Origin of the sequence: Nocardia caishijiensis NBRC 108228 (assembly GCF_001612825.1) — a bacterium.
GTDB classification, from domain to species: domain Bacteria; phylum Actinomycetota; class Actinomycetes; order Mycobacteriales; family Mycobacteriaceae; genus Nocardia; species Nocardia caishijiensis.
Window position 1 is genome coordinate 235,460 of sequence record NZ_BDBE01000038.1, and the last position, 21,381, is coordinate 256,840.

The following is a 21,381-nucleotide window of genomic DNA, read 5'->3' on the forward strand; positions in this document are numbered from 1 at the left end:
CGTCGAATACCACCTGCACACCCGGAGCAACAGATGAATCCCCCAGCGACACCTCGCCAGCCCTACTCACTGTGGACGACCAGTCGTGGCTGGGCCGCGCAGGACGTCGTCGGCACCCAGTCGTATCTGCCGAACTTCCTCGGAATGCTCGGCGACGACTTCGATCCGCGCGGAACCGAAACCCGCCGCACGGTCGAGCTCGTACCGGAACCGGACAACCCGTACGACCGCAACGCTGTCGCGGTTCGCTTCGCGAACCAGACGATCGGCTACCTCCCGCGCGAGGACGCCATCCGCTACCACCGCCCGTTGCTCGAGTTGATGAACCGCGGGTACATCCCTGTCGCGCAGGGCCGGATATGGGCACGTGAGTACTCCGAGTGGGACGATCACGGGCGCGAGCAACGACGGCTCAGCACCGATGTCCATCTCTACGTGGCGAGCCCGGAAACGATGTTTCCGCTCAACGACCCACCGGTCGTGCCGTACACAATGCTGCCCGAGGGCAGCGCGGTACAGGTACTCAGGACCGGCGAGCACACCGATGTCCTGACCCGCTTCCACACCGATGGTGGCGAACGGCCTGTCATCGTCAGCCTGGTCGCCGTGGATCAGGCGAGCGCGCGTTCGACGAAACGGGTGGTCGAGGTGCGCATCGACAGTGACCGTGTCGGGCAGCTCTCCCCTGCCATGAGCGAGAAGTACCTCCCCGCGATCGACCATTTCGGCGCACGCGGATGGGTCACCGCCGCCCGGGCGATGCTCACTGCGTCGGCTGTTTCGGCCACGCTGTCCTTGCGCGCGCAAAAGGCTCATGAACTCTCCGGCGATGCGCTCACCGGGCCACCAGCCGTCGTGCCGCCACGTGGAGTGTCAGGGCCGGTTGCTCCGAGCACGCGGTCGGCTTCGGCGGTCGAAGTGCAGTCCGGTGTCACCGGCAACGGCAGCAAGATCACCGTGCGTGAGTCGGGCGCCGAATCGCTGATCACCGTCACCATCGAATTCGCCAGGCCCCTCACCGCCTGGCAATCCAAAGTCGCGCAAAAGGTTCAGGCGACTGCTCAGCAGCTACTCGCGCGCGAGCAGCTCACCGCTCCGCCGGTCACCTTGACCAACCAGACGTTCGCAGCATCGGCGCCGCTGGCCATCGGGCAGGAATTCGTCGACGCGCTCATCGGCATCGACGACTCCGATTTCGGCGCGGCTCAGGAGTTCAACCAGCTGACCGAAGGGGCGCTGTAATGGCCAATGTTGTGCTGGCTCAGAACACGAAGTCGATGCCGAAGCTCGACGGATCGATCAAAGCCAAGGTCTACGACTACTTCAAGAAGGTCTGCGCGGACGACACCGCACCCGGCCTGCACATCGAGCCGTTGAAGGGCGCGGTCGACCCGCGGGTACGCACCGGACGGGTCGACCTCAACTACCGCGCCATCATGTTCCGCATCGACGACCGGTTCGGTGAGGCGACCTACATCTACCTCGGCACGTGGAAACACGACGTGGCGAACAAGCTCGCCGAGAAGTCCACACTGCGGGTGAATCCGATCAACGGCGTTCTCGAGGGGATCGTCGGTCAGCTCGACGGTAACGCCGACCGTAAGAAGCGGACTGTGATCCCCGACCCGGGCGGGGTGCTGGCGGCAGCGCTCGCGGCCGAACCAACGGCGGGATACCTCGCCAACGCCGGCTACACCCTCACCGAACTCACCGACCGCCTCGGCCTGGATGCCGAACTCGCCGCCCAGGTGCTTGCCGCCCCGGATCAGGACACGGTCTTCGCGGTCGCGCAGACCACCGACGTAGCCTGGCAGCAGAACGCCGTGCTCGAATTGGCCGTCGGCCGGGCGATCGACGACATCCGCGACGCACTCGGTTTCACCGAGCAGCCGGTAGACCACTCCCTCGACGAGAACGAGCAGATCCTCGCAGCCCTGGAGCATCCCGCGACCAAGATGCAGTTCACCCTCGTCGACGACAACGACGAGCTGCGTCGTGTCATCGAAGAGGGCGATTTCAAAGCCTGGCGCACCTTCTTGCATCCCAATCAGCGCCGGTTCGTCGAGAAAGATCACCGCGGGGCGTTCCGGCTCTCGGGCGGAGCCGGTACCGGGAAAACGGTGGTCGCCCTGCACCGTGCGCGGCATCTCGCCACCCGGAATCCCGGCGCCCGGATCGTTGTCACCACCTTCAACAAGACGCTGGCCAAGGCGATGCAGGACGACCTTCTCACGCTCGATCCCGACATCACCATCGCGGCGAAGCCGGGCGATCCGGGCGTCTATGTAGCCGGTATCGACAGTCTTGCGTCAGCGATACTCAGCCGTCGCAAAGACCTCGATGCGGCGTTCGACGCGGTGTTCGGTCCTGGCACGCCGACTCGGATCGGAGTGCGCACCAATCCGGATGTCGGCTGGTCCGATGTCGTCGCGGGCAGCACATTGGATCCTCGGCTGCTGCATGCGGGCTTCCTGTCGGCCGAATACACCAGCGTGGTGCTCGGCAATCGGGTTACCACACTCGAGGAATACCTCAAAGTTCCCCGAGCCGGTCGCGGTGTGCGGTTGACCAGACAGCAGCGCGCCTCGGTGTGGAAGCTCGTCGAACAGTTCAGAAAACAGGGGCGGGCCGGCGGGCGCATCAGCTTCCCCGAAATCCTCGCGGTCGCCGCCGCCTACTTGCAGTGGCACGCACAGACGACCGGTGAAACATTGGCCGACCACGTCATCGTCGACGAAGCGCAGGACCTTCATGCGACACATTGGGCGTTGCTGCGCGCACTGGTCGCCGAGGGACCCAACGACCTGTTCATCGCTGAGGATTCTCATCAGCGCATCTACGGGCAGCCGGTGGTGCTGAACCGGCTCGGCATCAATATCCGCGGTGGTCGGTCGAGCAAGCTCACGCTCAATTATCGAACCACCGCGCAGAACCTGCATTTCGCGGTGAGCATTCTCGCCGGTGCCGACTATCGCGACCTGGAGGAAGGGCAGGAGTCGACCGCTGGATACACCAGTGCTCGGCTCGGTCCGAACCCAGAGCTGATCGAATGCCGGTCGCTGATGGAGGAGTTGCAGACGATTGCCGATCGGATCAAGGGCTGGCTCGCCGACGACGTGCCGCCGTCGAGCATCGCGGTGCTCACCCGTGGCGTGAGCGAACGGAACCTGATAGTGCGTGCGCTGGTCGAGCGCGGTGTCGATGCCACCGTGCTCGATGCCGAGCCCGCCGGGGGCGAGCACGTGCAGGTACTCACGATGCACCGTTCCAAGGGCATGGAGTTTCGTTGCGTCGTGCTCGCGGGGGTCGATCGTGAGCATGTGCCGTCGCAGGCGCAGCTGCGGGGAATTCCCGAGGAGGAACAGGCCGAGGCGCAGCAGCGCGAACGTTCGCTGTTGTATGTGGCGGCCAGTCGTGCGCGCGACGAGCTGATTGTCACCTGGAGCGGGCAGCAGTCGGAACTGCTCAATCGCTAGAGCGTCCGGGGCAGCGTAAACCGCTGCCCCGGCGGCATCTACACGCCGGCCAAGATCGCAGCCAGCTCGTCGACGTCGGCCTCATCCACCCGCACGACCCGGAAGCCGTCGGCCGCCAAGCCGGAATCGCGATCGTCGTCCACGCCTTCGACGACCACGACCTTCTCCGCCGGCCAGGCGATGTCGACCATCCAGTAGGCCCGTCCGGCCTCGATCCCGACCTCGGGCTTGGGAACACCGGCCTGTTGCAGCTCCGCGAGCAGGTCCCGGACGGCCTGGGAGGAATACAGCGGGTCGTCGTCCCAGGATTCCGGTGCCTTGTCGACTGTCAGGTCGGTGACTTCGGTTACCAGTCCGAGCTGCTGGAACACCTCCAGCGCGCCCGCTCTGGTCAGCTGATCATGGAACCGGGCATTGCGATAGGACCGCAGACAGCCGTAGCACGAGGTCTCCACACCGCAGTCGCAGCTGGCGACTCGTCGCGCGGCGACCCGCAACACCCGATCCAGTTCCGCGGCAATCTGTTTCGATGCCCCGGCACCGGCGGGCACGGTGTCGAACAAGACGATGCTGCGGCGGTGGTCGGCACTCCAGGACAGCGTTCCGTCGATGTCGTCGCGGCTGATCTCCAGTGCCTCCGAGGCACCCTCGAGCAGGGCGTACAGCACCGACAGCCACTTGTCTTCCGACTCGGTGTAGTGGAAATCCGCGAAGGTGAATTCCGCGACGTCGGTTTCGTAGCGATGGGCCAGGTTGACCTGGTCGAGCGGTCCGCCGCACGGACTGCCGGTCGCCGGGCGCTCATGCGTCGTGCTCGGCGCGCGACCGAACCTGATCGGCTCGGCCCATCCGCACCAGGCGCACAGCCGGAATCCGTTACCCGCGCCTTCACCGATGACAGCGAGTTTGGCGCGTGTGCCCGATCGTGCCCACACCCGCATATCGTCTTTCGACGGCCAGGCTTCCGGCTCCGAGCCCTCCCCGACCGTCTCCACAAAACTGGCGCCCGACCAGGCCCGTTGCGGCGCTTCGGCTTTCACATCCTCGGGCTTGCGATCGGCGACAAAGCCGAACTCCGGCAGGACGCAGGTTTTTGCCGCATCGAACTCCGCACCGCAGTTCGGACAGGTCGAGAACGGGTCGAGCACATGACCGGACTCGAAGTGGTTGCACTCCTTGCACACCCGGTACTGCAGTGTTTCCAGCTCACGCTTGGGCAGTTTGTGCAGACCGCGCGAGGTCCACAACTTGCCACCCGCGACCACCTGGTTGCCCGGTGCGTAGTCGTAGATCGCTTGTCCCAGGTCTCGCGCGAGTTCCAGCTTGGCGCCAACGGTGCCTTCGCAGTGTGTGGTGCGCAGTTCCACGGTGTCGACGGGAAACCCGTACTTGGGCAGCACGTTCTTGTTGGCGAGATAACCGAGCAACTGGCGGCTGCGGACAGTGTGCAGGGTCTTCTGCAGCCGACTGCCGAGCGCCAGGTTCTTCGCGTCGATCGCCTGTTGGATCAGTTCCTCGAAAGTCGCGATGTCGGTGCGGATGTCGTTTTCCGCATCGGCGAGCTGGGCACACAGAAGCTCGACCCACGCGTCGGTTTCCACTCCGATCTCGCGCTGCACGTACGGAGGCAATGCGGCCCGCAGCGAGCTTCGCACCGCACCGGGGACAGGGGTCAGGAAATAGCGCACTCGAGCGGCTGCCGACTCGGTCTCGTCTTTCTCCGGCGTGAAGAAGTCCCCGGCCGTGACCCACTCGCGGCCTTCCTTGTCATAGCAGTCCCGGAAGTAGGCGGCCAGCGCGATGGAATGGGCGTGCCTGCGGCCGATTCGGTCGTTGTCGATGGGAATCCAGGGAATCCGCATCTTCCCGGCGATCATCGATTCCGGTTTCTGGAACTTCGCCAGATCGTGCGAACTGCGCTTGGCGTAGGTCACCACGAGCGCCGCCGATGCGGCCCGGCGCCCGGCGCGGCCGGCTCGCTGCACGTAGTTCGCCGTTTTCGGCGGCATATTGCGCAGCATCACCGATTGCAGATCACCCACGTCGACACCGAGCTCGAACGTCGTGGAACACGACAGCACGTTCACCTCGCCGGAGATGAACCGTCGTTGGATGTCCGCGGCCGCGGTGGCCTCCCACTGCGCAGTGTGCTCGCGCGACGACAGCGGAACCATGGCCAGTGACCGGTACGCGGTTCGATAGTGATTGATGTCTACGTCGCGGTCCGGAATCCGGTGGGGCACGAGCCGACCGTCACAATTGCCCTGCGGGCACAGGCCGCGCACATTGTGGACGGTGATGCGACGACACGCGCCGCACTGGAACCATTCGCAGTCGCCACCGCGACGGATACGCAGTTGCTCCTGGTCCAGCTGATACAGCACACCGGCGACGCGGTCGCTCTCCTCGAGGAAATATTTGTTCTGCAGCAGGAAGTTCCAGCACGCGTCGAGCACCTTCTCGGCCGGTTCCGGTCTGCCCAGCTCGGCGAGAACCTTGCGCAGGAGCAGGATTCGATTGTTGGCCGTGCCCGGTCTTCCGCCGGGAAGCCAGCTGATGATCCGACGGCCCCGATCCGAATCCCTGGAACGGATGCGGATGCGGCTGGCGCGCGGCTCGAAGATCGGGAGCGTGATGTCGACTTCGGGGAGCAGACTCATCGCGCCCTGCAACCGGATCGTCTTCACGAGCTCGTTCAGCAACGCCCACACTTCGTCATCACTTAGTCCTAGAATGCGGAATCCCTTCGGAATCGGCGTATCTCGGGAACGGAACAACGAAACGGCCATCAATCCGAGGCCTTCCAGCGATTGACGCTGGTCCATCGCCATCAGTTCCGCCATCACCCAGGGGTTGACCGCACGCATGGTCGTGGCGCGAGTGGCGCGTTCCCCGAAATGCTGCGCGTGTACCGCGATCGCTTTCGCATCAGCGGCCAAGTCTTCGGGTGACAGGGGCTCACCGGCATTCTTCGGCTGCCCCAGTGCCTCGGCGAGATAGCGTCGTTCCAGCATCCGGCCGTAGGTCTGCTCGAGATAGGGAGCGGCGAAGGCCGCCGCCTGCCGGGAGTCGGAGAACATCAACAGCTTCCGCCCGCCGCCTACGAAGTCGGCCGTACCGTCCGCGGCCGCCGGTAGGTGCTGGTAGAGCGCGGTCGTGATGACTGCCGGCGCGGCGTTCGTGTCGGTCCGCAGCCGCCGGATGACCTGCCGTGATCGTGCGCCGCACTCGGTGCACTTGCTCATCACCCGCGCGGCGGCACGGTGCTCACGGACCCGTAGAACCCGGCCGCCGGGGCACTTCGGCGAGCAACCGCCTCGTGCACCACAACCGGTGCACAGCGTGCCGAGGCCGGTGCTGGTGGCGCTGCTCTGCTGCTCGTCGAGGGTTTCGTCGTCCTCGTCGATGAGGTCGCCGATGTCGCTGTCGGTGACCACCAGCCAGCTCACCTTGCGTTCCCCCTTGGCCGGGCGGAAATACTCGCGGCCGTCGACCAGCTCCCGCTGACCGGCGAGGTGCACAGCGCCGCACCGCTGACAGGTGCCGAACTCGAAGACCGCGCGTCCGGTGTTCGGATCTACTTCGTGGCGGCCGAGCAGAACGGTCGGGCCGTTGTCGTCGTAGCTGACGTAGGCGCCCTCTGTCGCCCGGACGAACAGGTGGTATCGCGCCGACAGCACCGGATTCCTCGTGTCGTCGGTGACCTTGGATCCCAGCGTGACAAGGGCTTCGAGTTTCCGCGGGGCGTGGTCGTCGCCCGGCCACAGTTTCGCGGCGAGCTCACGCACGCTCTGCGGCCCGGCGGCCGCGTAACTCTTGAGATCGGCGATTCGGCGTTCGCTGTGCAACGCGTCCGCGATGTCACCGGAGGGCGACTTCGTACCGATCCAGGTCAGATCGGTGTCCGGCGCGGCCAGGGTCAGCAGCTTGTCGTCTTCGATCGTCCAGGTCGCCGGTGGACGGCTCGGCGTCCGGGTGGCGGTCACCAGGTCCTGGCGGCTCGGATCGTCGGCGACGAACTCGAAGGGGACATCGAACAATTTCTGCGCGAACGCCGTCGCCTCGACACCCTGGGCTTCGGGTGTGGTTCCGGACAACGACGCCGAGGTGGCGATGCACTGCAGCGAGCGCGCTCCGGCGACCCGGTCCCGGAGCCGGCGCAGCAGCAGCGCGACTTCGCTTCCCTGGGCCCCGTCGTAGACGTGGGCTTCGTCGAGGGCGATGAATCGCCAAGTGTCCCGGTGCTTTCCGTCGAAGAGCTCCAAGTCACGCGGGCGCAGCAGCAGATATTCCAGCATCGCGTAATTGGTGAGCAGGATGTGTGGCGGGCTCGCCCACATCTCCTCCCGGCTGAGCAACTCGTTCGGCAGGCGCTCGGCGGCGGGGAACATCGCGTGGTAGCCGTCTTCGGCATCGGCGCGGCGCCGTTTCGTTTCGCCCGTGTAGCGCCCGAATGTGATCTCGGGTGTGGCCGCGAGTAGTTCGCGTAAGCGCTCGAGCTGGTCATTGGCCAGCGCGTTCATCGGATACAGCAGCAGAGCGCGTACACCTGGCCCCAGGGTGCCCGCGGACTTCTCGGCGATGAGGGAGTTCAGGATCGGAAGCAGGAAGCTCTCCGTCTTACCCGATCCGGTGCCGGTGCTCACGACCAGATTGCGACCGCTCACGACCTTGCGAACGGCGGTCTCCTGGTGCAAGTACAGCGGCCGGTCCAGGTCCACGGTTGTGCCGAACTCTGTGAAGCCGGGGTGCAAGACGCCCTCGGAGATCAGGGATCGCAAAGACGCACCCGGTGCGTACGGTGGCGTGAGCTCCAGCATCGGCCCCTTCGTGAGCAGCGAGGTCTCGTCCACCGCCTGGTCGAACGCGCTCGCCAACGCCGGATCACGCGGCGCCAGCAACGTTTTCAGATAGCGTTTGTAGCCTGCTTCGATGTCGGCGCTGGCGGCAAGGGGATCCAGCCTGTCGGTCACCGATGGTCTCCGATCTTGTTGATGACATCGTGGTGCAAAACGTAGGACGCGAGCGCATCGGCGATCAGCAGGTCGGCAGCGACCAGTCCTGGACATAATTCGGCCAGCCTGGCCCAGCACTGCCGCATGGGCGCGGTGAACACCGGATGCGACATCAGCGAGCGAGCCCGCAACCGGGCGACGACAGCGAACAGCAGCGACTGCATCGACATCAGCATCCAGGGGAATTCGCTGGTGTCTACCCCTGTCAGCGCATCACTGCGTGCTTTGACCACGTCGTATACCCACGGCGAGGCCCGTCGCAAGGGGGTCGTCAACGCAGCCGAGTGGGTGGTCATGGCATGCGAGGCCGGATCGGACTGCCAGTCGAGCCGCCGGGCGAACGCCTCGAACATCGCAGCCCTTCGGGTATCCGGATCAAGCAACGCCCCGGGCACGATCTCACACGCGTCCCTGAGCGCGGCAATCTGCTCCGGCGCCATGCGATGCATCCCGATGGTGTTTCGCTCGAAGTAGCCGGTGTAGACCTCCCGCAATTTCCCCGACAGCAGCTCGACCAGGGCTGGACCGCCGTGCGTGGCCAGGTCGGCGCGAAGTGCTTCGGCACTCTCCTCAGCCGACTGCAACACGACATTCGGAAGGTCGGCGATATCGATCAGACAGCCGAGCCACGGATTGGCGTGCTTACCCAGGCGGAAGTACGAACTGAAATCCTTGTCCACCAGTCCGGTACGGATCAGCAGTGCTGGAAGCTGGGCCTGCGGAAGGGCGCTGCGTTCCAACGCCTCAAGTGAGCTTCGAGGATCGGCCCCGAGAACTCGCAGCAGTCCACCGCGAACCAGCGGGCTGAGCGAGCTGTCGGAGTAACAGTTCGCGTAAGCGGACCACACCTCGGCGAGCGCACTGCCCGAGACGGGCGGATCCCCCGCCCCGGCCAGGAATTTCGCCAGCTCTGTGCGTGCCGGGTCCGAATCCCGCAGCCAGCCGTGCTGCGGAACGTGGTACGCCGTATCATCAGGGCGGCTCGGGGCGGTGATCACCGCCCATGGATCATCGACGAAAACCTGCACGGTCAGCGGTCCAGCATCGACGAATTCGGCGGGCAGGCGCGCCTTTCCCTCGACGATCTCGACCTGCGTCGGTGGCCGCCACGGCGCGGTCTCCGGCCAGACGAACGCGGCGAGGTCGTCGCTGTCGGTGCCCTCGAACACCAGCACGCCGCCGTCCAACCGGATTCCTGAGCACAGCAGGCGCGGCTGCACACGGGCCACGGTGACCTGAGTGGTCCGACCGTCCGCGGTATCTATCCTGGCCAGCAGTGTCGCGGTGCGCAGCGAGCGCGCGGTGTCGGCAAAGGTCCGGCTCGACACCTGGAAGAGATTGTCGCGATTGACCTGTGGCTCCTCGGTCTGCCGAATCCGGCCCACCGAATCCGACAGTGCGATGTCGACTTCGACATCGCCGGGGACCCGAACCGCCACGATCAGGTGCTCGGTGAGATCGTCGACGGTCAGCACCGGCGCGACCGTGCGCCAGCGGGCGGCGGCGCCGATGTCGTCTACCCGGAACTCGATATGTGGCGGACGAAGGACCAGGCGTTCGACCGTCTGCCCTGCTGATACCCGAAACTCCGAATCACGCTGCGCACTGGGAAACTCGACGTACGCACGGTCGAGGGCCAACGGCGGCGCGATCTCGAGCGCGGTCGCCGCCGGGGACAATCCGTCCGGGGTCGGTATGCGGAAGATGCTGTCGTGCTCGACCGAGAGGCCTTCCACCATGAACATGCTGTGTCGAATGTCTTGCCCCAGTGGCCCACTGATGACGATGTCGAACATGCCGAGCAGGCCCGGCGCGAGACCGTCGAACGGGTCGAGCTCGGTGAGTTCGGTATCCGATTCCCATTCGTCGTCGGCCAGCCAGTCGGTGGTCCCCGACCGGCGCACCCGCACGCGCCAGGCAACCGGCTCGGCACCTGTGACGGGCAGCGTTACGGCGGGCCGTTCGCTGTACACCGGCAAGCCCGATCTGGTGAAGACCCCTTCGACCGGGTCGGCTGGATCGAGTCGGGCGGCACCGACCCGGCGAACCTGCTGCACCGGGCCGAGAAGGTGATCCCGACGCAACCGCACCGAGTCGATCGCCGCGAGGTCGTAGACCCGTGCTCGCCAGTCGCGCCAGCCCGCGGGGACAGCTTCGGCCGTGAACGACACCGGCGCCCCACTGTGCCCGTCGACCAGCGACGCGGTCGCCGGATGGACACCGATCACCTCGCCACGCGGCAGGGCGAGATGCCGGGAGATCGGTTTGCCGTTGTGATCGAACAGCAAGAGCGGATTGTCCTTGTCCACCAAGGAAATCCGATGATGCGCCTCGGAGGCGTCATGGCGCAGGACCACCTCGCGCACTCGATGTGGGACCCGAACCCGAGTCGGCGGGTGCACCTCGCCTTCACTCAGGCCCCAACCTCGTTCGGCGTACACCTCGGTGCTGTCGCCGTCGAAAGAAACCAACCACGGAAATTCGGAGCCCCGGTCCGGAAACGGAACCTCGACGACGACTTGGTCATCGGATCGCGAATAGGCGATCACCGGTCGGCGTGATCGACCGACCCGACCGGGCTCGGCAGTGCTCGACCCGAACGGCCGCTCCTCGAACCGGTCGATCAACGCTTCGAGCATGACACTCGGCAGCCCGGTGGTCGAGGTATCGAGATCGAGGTCGTTGGCGACCTCCGGATGCTCGCGGGCGTATTCGGCGAACTCGATGATCCGGTCGACGATGTCGACAGCGGCCTCACCACCGAACTGCAGGAAGTTGCGGACGGGAACATCGAGGTGGTTCATCCGGTACTCGAGACCGGGCTGGGTGAGCCACTCGAACACGGCAGCACCACTCGGTTCACGTCCGAGCGAAATGTGCTGCTCGATAACGTCGACCAGGTCGTTGAGGCAGTGCACCGGGACTCCGGCATGCACCGCCATGGTCTGCACGTACTGCTGGTTACTGATCTCCGGGAATTCGCGCAGCTTGAACTTGCGCAGTAGCGAGGTGAGCTTGGTCCGCAGCAGGTTCTCGAACTCCTGCTCGCGCTCCATCGCCAGTTCCGCCCAGAAACTCTCCCAGTATTTCCCCTGCTCATAGGCCAGACCCGCATGCCCGATCAGGGTGGTCAGGGTGAGCGCGGGAAACCGATCGATCAACCGGGCAAGACCGTGGGTGCGTCGGTGATCCCGGATGAGCTGGCCGAACAGGTCGCGGGTCCGGACGATTTCGTCGTGGTCCAAGTTGAGCTCGACGAACAGCGACACCCGGTCCAACTGCCCGGCGCGAGCAAATTCTTCGTCGCCGGCCTGGACCCACACGAACGACTCGGCCATTCGTGCCACACCCCCTCCACACCGCGCCTGTTACCCATTTCGGGCGCCTGGCAAACCTCCATCAACCGATTCTCATCATCTCACCGATCGGAAGTTTCCGGGCGCAGACCGAAGCTGCTGATTTCGAGCCGCTACCCTCGTCAGCGGAGGCCCCGTTCGGGCCTGGCGAGGAGGGTGTGAGGGTGCTGCGCCCGTGGCAACAGGCTGCCTACGACGAGTGGAACCGTAAGGGCCGCAGAGGCATCGTCGAGGCCGTGGCGGGTACGGGCAAGACCGTGCTCGGTGTGCGAGCCGCGGCGGAAGCGGTCGAGGCGGGCAGCCCGGTCGTTGCCGTAGTCCCCGACGACGCCGCCCGTGAACGCTGGCTCGCAACGATGGAAGAGACGATGCCGTCGTGTCGGATCGGCAGCCTCGCTATGCCGAGCCGAACCTGGCACGTAGCGGTGCTCACCGCCAACACAGTGGCGCGCCTGCGCACCGCCGACCTCGATCACCACAGGGCCCTGCTGATCGTCGATGACCTGCATCGATACGGCGCGGGTTTTTGGCCGACGGCATTGACGGAGCGCTTCCCACACCGGCTCGGCTTCACCGATCCCCTCCCGCCCGGGGATCGCACCGTCGACTCGGTGCTTCTCCCCTACTTCGGCTCCGTGATCGCCGGCTGTGATTACCCGCGTGCCCGCGCGGACGGCCATCTCGCGCCGGTCATGGTCGTGCAGGTCGGTGTCGAGCTGACGCCCAAAGAACGTGCCCGCCTCAATCAGGCACAATCACTGGTCGAGCGCGAGATCGACACATTGACCGGCAGCTACGGCGCACCGGATCGCTCCGAGGAATTCCACGTTTTCGTCGAACAGCTCCGGCAAGGCCGTGGCTCCGGGGCCCACCATGCCAACCGCTATGTGCAAGCGCTCGGCGACCGGGCGGCATTGCTGGCGGAATGCCGGGCGAAGATGGACCTCGTCCGCTCGCTGCCGATCGACGTACTCCGCGAGACCCAGACCGTGGTTTTCGCCGGCCGAGCGGTGGCGGCGGGGACAGTGGCACAGTTTCTGAGTTCCGCCGGAGTTGCCGCCGCTATCTCGGGCCCCGCGCTGCGGCCCGAGCAGCGATCGGCGCTGTCGGCCGGCCTGCGTGAACGGTCGGTGCGGGTGCTCGTCGAACAACGCGTGCCCGACGAAACGGTGCTCGTGCCGCACGCCGAACTCGGGTTGTTCCTCGCCCGCAGCCACGACCGCACCGAGATGATCCGGCGGCTGGGTCGCGTCGTGACTTCTGCCCATGCTGGCCGGCCCCACGTCATCGTCATCGCCTACGTGGTCGGATCCATCGAAGATCCGGCCGCCGGCGTCGATGGTTCCTTCCTGTCGGTTGCCCATCGACTGGCAGACAACACTGTGCGCACGGATGTCGCCGGATTGACGCAGTTCCTGACCGAATGGGCCGGTCAGGCAGCTGCCGTCGCGGCAGAAGACCATGCGGTCGGAGCGGCCGCGCCATCCGGGGTTCATCTGGTGGCGCACGACGACGCAGACAGCGAAGGTGCCGACACGCACGATCCCGACGACGATGACTCTGTCGAGGACATGGCCGAGGCGGTGCCCGAGTACAACGACCTGCTTGACCAGTTGACCAAACTCGAATTCGTTGCCACCGGAGACGAAGTGGGCGACCTGATCGGGGTCACCGATCCTCGTGAGCTGCTCGACGAAGTCCAAGCCGCGGCCGACGCCGGGCTGCTGACCTACCGCTCACTCGGCGAACCCACTGAGGACCTGCTGCTCGTGTCGGCAGCCGTGGGCGGCACGAGGGCGACACGTGAGCAGGCCGCAGCGGCGATCGCACAATGGGCGGCCGAATCCGATGATCCGGTGGGCGAATTGCGGTCAGTGATGTCGCAGGTTGGTGCGCTCACCGTGCCGCCGCACCGGCTCATCCAGATCGCCGCGTTCCTCCGCGGGCGAACACCCTCGGGCCTGCTCTGATCTCGCCTCATCCGGCGGGCGCCGTACGCGCGCTCGAAAGCATCAGGGCGAACATCGAGATGGCCCGATCGGTCAACTGTGCCTGACCCAGCTCGCTCGCGGCTGTCTGCATCAGTCCACGCCGGTCGCCCCAACCGGTCGTCTCAGCAGCATCGGCCAGGATTCGGGCGAGTTCGCGCGGCGGCACCTCCTCGATGGAACGGGCTCCCAGCGTCCGCCGTCGCACCTCCGGTTGGCTCGGTGATCGGTAGGTGAACCATTGCGGCTGAGGTAGTTCCAGAAAGTCGTCCACGATCAGCTCGCCACGCTCGACAGCCACCGACAGTGCACGGTCCAACGCTGCCCTGCCACCTCGCTCGTCGTCGTCCGCCACGTTGCGAAAGAACACCGAACGCAGACGACCGGCGGTCACGGGGCCCTCCACCTCGACAACGCGCAGCAGATCACTCACGACCGTCTCGATCGGCGACGCGGCAGACAGCGGTGACACCAATCCATTGAACACCGAATATTCTTGCTCACCAGCTTCTTCCGTGACAACAGAGGGTGCGGGGGCAGCGTTCGGAGGCTCGATCGGGACGTCGCTGTCGACGTTCTCCTCGACTGGACAGACCTGCTCGTTTTCGCCAGCCCCCGTATCGGGTTCCGGTTTGCGCCAATCGAAGTCGGCCAGCGGATCCACGACAGGCTGCTGTATCACCGGCTCAGCGGTTCCGACACTCGTCGCCGACGCGATCGGTGCCGCATCGGCTCGCACCAGGTCCTCGGCCGACACCGGCGTCAGGCCGACCTCGTCGAGCAGTTGCCACAGTGGCCCGAGGCTCGACTCCGGATCGGACACGAAGCGCGACTGCCGAATTCGGAAGAACGGCCAGCCACACCGTTGCAGATCACGCTGCCACGCCATCGACCGCTGGTATTCGATCGGCCCTGCCCACCTGTCGCCGTCACACTGCACAGCGACCCGGATATGGCCTCCGACAATCACCATGTCGAGCGCGTGTCCGCCGACGTCGTACTGTGCGACCACCCGGTAGCCGCGACCGACGATCCGGTTGAAAACGCATTGCTCGAACAACGAACGGAAAGGTGCCACCGGCCTGTTCTCGGGGACTGGCTCCGAAACCCCGGTGGTGATCTCCGGCGGCGCGGTCTCGATCGTTCGGCAGTAGTCGAGCAGTTGGTAGCGCAGGTCGGCCGGATTCTTCAGTTGCTCGGCGGTGACCGAGTGGAACAACCACAGCTGATCGGCCGCACGCGACACCGCGACGTTGTACCGCTGGGTCGCCGATTCGTCGGCTCGGGCCACCAGCCTGGTCTCCGGTCCGGCCGACTTCACCATCGACAGGAACATCACATCCCGTTCGGCGCCCTGGAAGTCGGCCGCGTCGCCACAGCGCAGCCGACGCCGGTCGATCTCCTCCGGAGACACCTTGACCAGCATCTTCTTCCAGATGACTTCCGCCTGCGCGGTGCCGAGCAGGGAGATCACCCCGAAGGTCTTCCCGTCGTATCGCGAATCGGCCAAGCACTCCAGGATGCGGGCGACGATCCGATCGGCTTCGATCTCGTTCACATTGCCCGGCGTGCTGACGCCGTCGGGGACGTATTCGGTTCGGATCGGCGGTAACCGATCGACACCGTACAACCGCACGGGCACCAAACGCACGTCGTCTTTTTCGTAGGCGATCTTGTTCGAGAAGCCGATGATCTCGGGCACACAGCGGCGGTGTTCGAGCAGGGTGAGCCGCGACGGGAAGCGCATCGCGGCCTCGTCGAACAGGCTCCGCTTGGGGTCGGTCCACGTGGCCCGGTGCAGGTTGTCGGCCAGAAACTGCTCGCCGAGCCCATTCACGGTGTCGATCTTCACGCCCACACCGGACGGCGAAACCTGACGATTGTCGCCGATCACCACGATCCGTGGCGCGAGGTACTGCAGAAACACCGCCTCCACACCCGCCTGTGAGGCCTCGTCGACAACGACGACGTCGAACATGTCTTGTTCGATGTCGAGCTGCTCGACCACCCGGTAGATCGGCATGATCCATACCGGTACCGCGGAGCGGCAACGAGCCAGGGTCTCCCGGATCTCGGCACGACGGCGATCCGCGTGCGCGCCGGTGCCCTTGCCGAGGCGCCGGACCAGCTGGGCGTACTGACGCAGATCCACCCTGGTGTTCGCGGTGAGCCGCTCGGGTCCGACCGCGTAGTCCCAGGCCTTGGTCACCGCGAGCTCGGATGCCTCGTTGCGCAAGGACGCCTCGATGTCGTCGAGCCGACCGAACAGCTCGTTGACGGCGTCGTCTTCGTGCGCCGCGAGCCATCGGCCCAAACCTGACCATTCCCAGGCGTTTTCGAGCTCTACGAGGCGGTTGTCCCACGCGGGATCGGATGCCGTTGCCGCGATCGCGTCCCGCAGGCGCGGCAACGATGCCATTCGTGCCCCGAGCTCGTGCCGATGAACGAACCTGCGCCGCACCGTGTTCAGATCACCGAGGCGCTGATAGGCGCGACGGTAGGCTTCGACATCGCCGCGTTCTATCGCGGCATGCAGCTCTTGCAGATTCGCCGTCGCGTGCGGCTGGAATCGCACAGCATTCAGCTTGACCGACACCGTATCGAAAAGATGTTGTACTGCTCGTCTTTCGTCGATCGCGGTGACGGCCTCGAACGACGCGAAGATCGGCTTGCGCGCGTTCGCGTCGGCCCAGTCCGGTTCAGGGAGGCCGAAGGTGCGCAGTTGCCTACCTGCCTCGGCCAGCTCGGCGCCACAGCTCAGCAACCGCCTCAGCTGTTCGGCATGTTCGCGATGCCACGTCAGCCGGATCGTCGGACTCCCGGTGACAGGCATGGCCGGAGTTCCCACCCACACCTCGTCGAGCTGCCCGAGCAGTCGGTCGATCTCCTCGAAACGCAGGAATACATCGAGTTGCTCGGCCGTGGTCGGGATCCGCCCGTCGACCCGGACGTGCTCGAACAACGGCGCCGCGTCCTTGAGCACCCGGCTCTTACCGAACGCGAAACCGGCCTTCGGCATTCCGTCCGCACCGACCTTGAGCGGACCAGCCGTCTCGATATGCGCGCGAACAGCTTCGGCGAGCGACACCAGGGCAGCGGTATCGCCACCGTTCACGCGCACTTGCGATATTCCGACCTGTGCGACCAACTGCTGCGCCGGCTGGGTGAGACCGGCCAGGCGCATCGCCCGGTCGTGCCACAGGGCGGCGCGCCCAAGACTGATGTCGGCCAAGGCTTCTCGAACCCAGGCGTCTCGACTCGCCGCGAGGTCACCCAACTCCTGGTCCAGCCGCCGTACCATCGCCAGCAATTCCGCACGCGTCGGCGGATTCAACGCGGCAATGCGCTCTGTCCACTGTGGCGCACCCTGTTCCGAGCAGGACCTGACGCGCGCCTCGGCCTGCAGCAGTCGTTCGGACCACAGCGCAATCTGATCGACCGGCGGGACATCATGAGTGGTAATCAGGTCCGGTGCCCGCGCTTCGGGGTCATCGAGCGCGGAATCCAGGAGCAACGACCGCCACTGCGCGACGTCCGCCGCCGACACCGGCAGCGCGGTGCCGGGTTCGACTGGATCCAGAGCGCTGATCCAGTCGAAACGCGAGGCTTCGTCGCGATGGCGCGTCACCAGTTCGGTGAGCGTCCCCCGATATCTACCGCACTGGTGCTGCACAACCTCGACTTCGCGTAGCCGCAGCAGTTGTTTCCGGATATCCGCCCGCTCAGCGCGCAGGTCGGCAACGCGGGCCTGCGCGGCTTTCACCGTTGTCTGGGCACGATGCGGGTTGTGGCGGTCGGCTTCCTGCGCGATGCGCTCCATGGCACGTTTCAGGTCGTCGAAATTGTCGCGTGACGCACCGGCCACCGAGACGCACAGCCCACGCATCTCTTCGCGCAACTTGCCGCGAACTTCTTCCAGCGCACGATCGGTGTGGGCAGTGACAAGCACGCGTTTGCCCTGAGCGAGCAGGTGGGTGATCAGCGCGGCGGCGGTGTGCGTCTTGCCCGTGCCGGGCGGTCCCTGCACGATCGTGTGCGCATGCGAATCGACGTGCTCGAGGATCTGGAGCTGCACGCTGTTCAACGGCAGCGGCAAGAAGCAATCGTCCCCGTCACGAACGATCGCGCCGCTCTCCTCGGACCTGACCATGGTCGGCGCATAGGCGGGGTCGACCAGATTTCGAATCCCGCTCGGCACCTCCCGCTGGTCCTGGACCCGGTCGGAAATCGAGTCCAGAACCCTGGTCAGGCCCCGCTTGCCGCGCGACCGCATGATCAGCGCGGGGGCATAGAAGCCGACCGGCTCGTCAGTGGCCGTGGCGGGCACGTCCTCGTCTCGGTAGCTCGACGAAGGACCGAGGCTGTGTAGCAGGCGGCGCATCAGTCCGGCGATCGTCGCTCGATCGAACGGTTCGAGTCCTTCGTCGACGAGCTCACGTTCGGCTGTTCGGAGCAGACCCGGATCAGCGATCTCGGACGGATCCAGGAAATCGGCGAGTTCCACCGCGGCCCGGCCGCCATCACGGTCCACCTGTACCGTCAACCGCCCCGAATCGGTGTCGAAATCCAGCTTGACCGGCAAGGTCAGCACATGGCGGCGGGCAGTTCCCCATCCTGGCCTGCGCCAGACCAGGCAGCCGAGCGCGAGCACCGCTTCCTTGGATTCCGCCGAGGCATTCACGTCCGAGTACATCTGGTAGACGGCGCGGTACAGGCGCAGCGCGGCTTCCTCGATGCGCGCCCCAGCCGCCCATTCCCGCCATCGAGCAAGCCAGGCGTCGAACTCCTCCACAACGTTCGGATGGTCGCTCAACAGCAACGTCCGAGTACCTGTACCGTCCAGTCGACGCTGAAGCAAGGACGGCTCGTCATCGGGGTCGTCCAATCGGCCAGGTGCCAACCAAGCCCGGACTGCTACCTCAGGTGCGTCGACAGCCGGAGTTCGACGCACCTTGTCCAGCAAGAGAAATGGGGCGTCGGCGTTGTTCGGCGTGAACCGGACAGAGGGATGGCCCGGTACTGCACCGAGCCACTCGATCACGCCGAGGTCGGCAGCATCTTGGACCCTCGTCACCCCCACGCCCTGCACCCGAGCGAGGAACCTGAACAACCGCGCCGCGCGATCTACGAGATCCGCATCGTCCACCACGCCCCGCACCGCCACTCCTCGCCCTGACCATCAGCCCTTGAAACGCTATCGTCTGGAAGGTCCTCGGCGCTACAAATCGACAGGCTGAGCCGGTGGCGATTCGGCAGGTCATGGGCGATCCGAAGGTCGGGAGCACCCCGATCGCTGGTACGAGATCGGCCAAGAACTCGTCCTCGTAGATGCGAGCGGCGCGAGAGTGCACGCATTCACGCTGTTCTTCGACTGGAGCAACGGTGGAGCGCAGGTGCGCGCGATCTCCGAGAATCCGCCCCCGGGATGCCGGTGGTACGCCGAAGGATCAGACCTGCACTGCTTGCGGATGGGCGAGGCCAGGTTCGACGCGATCGCCGACATCGCCGGCGAACTTCGCCGAAATGGGCTCGCAGTCGACTTCGGCCACGAGAAAGATGAGTGGGACAACGATCCGGACCGGATCGCGCATCTGTTGTGGGCTCGGTGGGCATTATCGGCCGCGATCGACGCAACCACCGAGGCCGAGGCAAGCACCTATCGCACTGGCATGTGGGTCGATCACGATGGCCTTCACTACGAAGACGGTGGTTGCACCTGGTGGGCCATGCTGCGGGTCGGCGAGGGGCGGTTCGTGCTCTATGGAGAGGACGAATCGAGCGGGGTGAAGTGGCACAAGCCGCAGATCGACATGCTGGCGGGTGGGCCCGACTGGCTTCCGTTCGATGAATTGCGCGAGCGGGCCGCCGGGTACGAGTTGGGTTGCGTCTACTGGTTCGAGGATGGTGCCTGGGCCCGTGAACGACACTGACAGCCGCACTGGTTCATCAACGAGCCGCAGTCGAATCAGAATCGACGGACAGTGTCGAACAGCATCCGAGATTCAGCCCTCCCAGGTGGCTGGACAGCCTGCGACGTCACTAGGCTGGGCGGCATGACAGAGTCCGTTCAGGTGAAGATCTGTGGCATCAGGTCAGCAGGCGATCTGCGCCGGGCTCTACGCGCCGAGCCTGATGCCGTGGGCTTCATCTGCGGGGTTACCGCCTTCAGCGAGGACGAGGTCAGCGCGGAGGAGGCTGTGGAGCTGTCCGCGCTAGTGGCCGAGCTCGCGGTGCCGGTGAAGCGCGTGCTGGTGACTCATCTCGAGGACGCCGATGACATCCTCGCACTCGCCGACCGCATAGGCGTAGACGCGATTCAGGTTCACGGTTTGGTGAGCACGGACAATCTGCGAAAGGTGTATGCGCGCACCGACGGACGCCGCGAGATCATTCGGGCGGTGCATGTTCTCGATGAAGGCGCGTTTGCCGATGTGGAGGCAGTCGCGGATTACTGCGACGTGATCCTGCTCGATTCGCGGACACCGGACCGCCTCGGCGGCACAGGACAAACCCATGATTGGCGCATCAGCAACAAAATCGTCGAGTCGCAAAAGGATCGGGGCAAGCGGGTAGTCCTGGCCGGTGGGCTCGATCCGGACAATGTTCGTGCGGCGATCGACGCGGTCAAACCTTTCGGTGTCGACGTCAACTCCGGAGTCGACGACGCCGAAGGCGACAAATCCGAGGCTGCCTGCGTCGCGTTCGTCGAGGCCGCTAGGGAAGCTGCCTCGACTTATCGTCCAGCACAACAGCACTGAGGACGAGCACGCCGCCGACCACCGCGTCGAGAGTGATCGGTGTATTGGTGAATATCGCGCTCACCACTGCGGCGAAGACCGCTTCGTTGAGGCCGATGATGCTGGCTTTCGTCGCGTCGAGTCCGCGCAGCCCCCGCCAATACAGCACAAATCCCGGGGCTAGCAGCAGCGCGCCGACGAGGACGAGCGAACCTGCTGTGCGTGGGTCGGGTGGATCAGTGAATATCAGTGCGGCACCGAGGAACCCGGCTACGACCAGTTGCCAACCCGCTGATGCGATCGTCGGCCGTTGCGCCGATTCGCGGGCGATCAGGCTGACGAGCATCGCGACGCACACGGCACTGCCGACCGCCAACACGCAACCCAAGAGCGCTCTGTCCATCCGGATTTCAGCTGAACTACTCGGCACTGCAACCGCCACCGCAGCACCGACCAAGAGAAACTCGAGCGCTACCAGCGGCGTGAGCAGGCGTCTCCCCCGCACGATCTCGGTGGCGAGTAAAAGCAACGGCGCAATCAGATGCAGCGCAACGACAACGGGCAGCGGGCCACATTTCAGAGCGGCGACGAAGAGCATGAGGTTGGCCGCTTCGAGTGCGCCGAGCCGCAGGTAGAGAGTCGGCGATTCCATCAAGATTCGCAGCGGACCTTGACGACGAACTCCCGCGATGAGCAGCAACGTCGCGCCACCGCCTGCGGCAACCAATGCCGAGGAGGTCAGGGCACCTTCAACGGCTGCCAACGCGGCGCTCGAGGCACCCCACACCAGCGTCGCCGTGAGCATTATC

The 21,381-nt window shown here is 65.4% G+C and carries 9 protein-coding genes; 5 read left to right on the top strand and 4 right to left on the bottom strand.

Going from position 1 to position 21,381, the window contains the following annotated elements:
• Positions 1-33: 33 nt before the first annotated feature.
• Both NC7_RS21295 and NC7_RS21300 read left to right on the top strand, forming a co-directional pair.
• Positions 34-1,242 (top strand): HIRAN domain-containing protein, encoded by a 1,209-nt coding sequence (locus tag NC7_RS21295; RefSeq protein WP_067985818.1) that lies wholly within the window; start codon positions 34-36, stop codon positions 1,240-1,242.
• The gene (locus NC7_RS21300) at positions 1,242-3,476 is read left to right on the top strand and encodes a 3'-5' exonuclease (protein WP_067985820.1); all 2,235 of its coding nucleotides are present in this window, start codon (positions 1,242-1,244) and stop codon (positions 3,474-3,476) included. The genes NC7_RS21295 and NC7_RS21300 overlap by 1 nt, the downstream gene beginning before the upstream one ends.
• A 38-nt stretch (positions 3,477-3,514) precedes the next feature.
• On the opposite strand, the gene NC7_RS21305 is transcribed toward NC7_RS21300, so the two are convergent.
• Complete coding sequence (locus NC7_RS21305) at positions 3,515-8,449, bottom strand: DEAD/DEAH box helicase (protein ID WP_067985822.1); 4,935 nt, start codon at positions 8,447-8,449, stop codon at positions 3,515-3,517.
• On the bottom strand, positions 8,446-11,829 hold the full coding sequence (locus NC7_RS21310; RefSeq protein ID WP_236573694.1) for a hypothetical protein: 3,384 nt from the start codon (positions 11,827-11,829) through the stop codon (positions 8,446-8,448). Before NC7_RS21310 ends, NC7_RS21305 begins: the two co-directional genes overlap by 4 nt.
• A 176-nt stretch (positions 11,830-12,005) precedes the next feature.
• Here NC7_RS21310 and NC7_RS21315 point away from each other — a divergent pair, with 176 nt between their 5' ends.
• Complete coding sequence (locus tag NC7_RS21315) at positions 12,006-13,817, top strand: DEAD/DEAH box helicase (RefSeq protein ID WP_159372903.1); 1,812 nt, start codon at positions 12,006-12,008, stop codon at positions 13,815-13,817.
• A 7-nt stretch (positions 13,818-13,824) separates the two neighbouring features.
• Here NC7_RS21315 and NC7_RS21320 read toward each other — a convergent pair whose 3' ends face one another.
• Positions 13,825-18,648 carry a PDDEXK-like endonuclease domain-containing protein gene (locus tag NC7_RS21320; RefSeq protein WP_157102120.1) on the bottom strand — a complete coding sequence of 1,608 codons (4,824 nt, stop codon included), beginning with the start codon at positions 18,646-18,648 and terminating at the stop codon, positions 13,825-13,827.
• 532 nt (positions 18,649-19,180) lie between these two features.
• Here NC7_RS21320 and NC7_RS21325 point away from each other — a divergent pair.
• Together NC7_RS21325 and NC7_RS21330 are read left to right on the top strand one after the other, a co-directional pair.
• On the top strand, positions 19,181-19,765 hold the full coding sequence (locus NC7_RS21325) for a hypothetical protein (protein WP_067985829.1): 585 nt from the start codon (positions 19,181-19,183) through the stop codon (positions 19,763-19,765).
• A gap of 123 nt (positions 19,766-19,888) precedes the next feature.
• Positions 19,889-20,593, top strand: a complete 705-nt coding sequence (locus NC7_RS21330; protein ID WP_067985830.1) for a phosphoribosylanthranilate isomerase — start codon at positions 19,889-19,891, stop codon at positions 20,591-20,593.
• Here the strand turns inward: NC7_RS21330 and NC7_RS29615 are convergent.
• The gene (locus NC7_RS29615; protein WP_067985832.1) at positions 20,550-21,377 is read right to left on the bottom strand and encodes an EamA family transporter; all 828 of its coding nucleotides are present in this window, start codon (positions 21,375-21,377) and stop codon (positions 20,550-20,552) included. The genes NC7_RS21330 and NC7_RS29615 overlap by 44 nt on opposite strands.
• Positions 21,378-21,381: the final 4 nt, after the last annotated feature.

Excerpts from the sequence above, each read along its gene's own strand:
- NC7_RS21295 (WP_067985818.1), top strand. The coding sequence starts at position 34 with ATGAATCCCCCAGCGACACCTCGCCAGCCCTACTCACTGTGGACGACC.
- NC7_RS21300 (WP_067985820.1), top strand. The coding sequence starts at position 1,242 with ATGGCCAATGTTGTGCTGGCTCAGAACACGAAGTCGATGCCGAAGCTC.
- NC7_RS21310 (WP_236573694.1), bottom strand. The coding sequence starts at position 11,829 with ATGGCCGAGTCGTTCGTGTGGGTCCAGGCCGGCGACGAAGAATTTGCT.
- NC7_RS21330 (WP_067985830.1), top strand. The coding sequence starts at position 19,889 with ATGACAGAGTCCGTTCAGGTGAAGATCTGTGGCATCAGGTCAGCAGGC.
- NC7_RS29615 (WP_067985832.1), bottom strand. The coding sequence starts at position 21,377 with ATGCTCACGGCGACGCTGGTGTGGGGTGCCTCGAGCGCCGCGTTGGCA.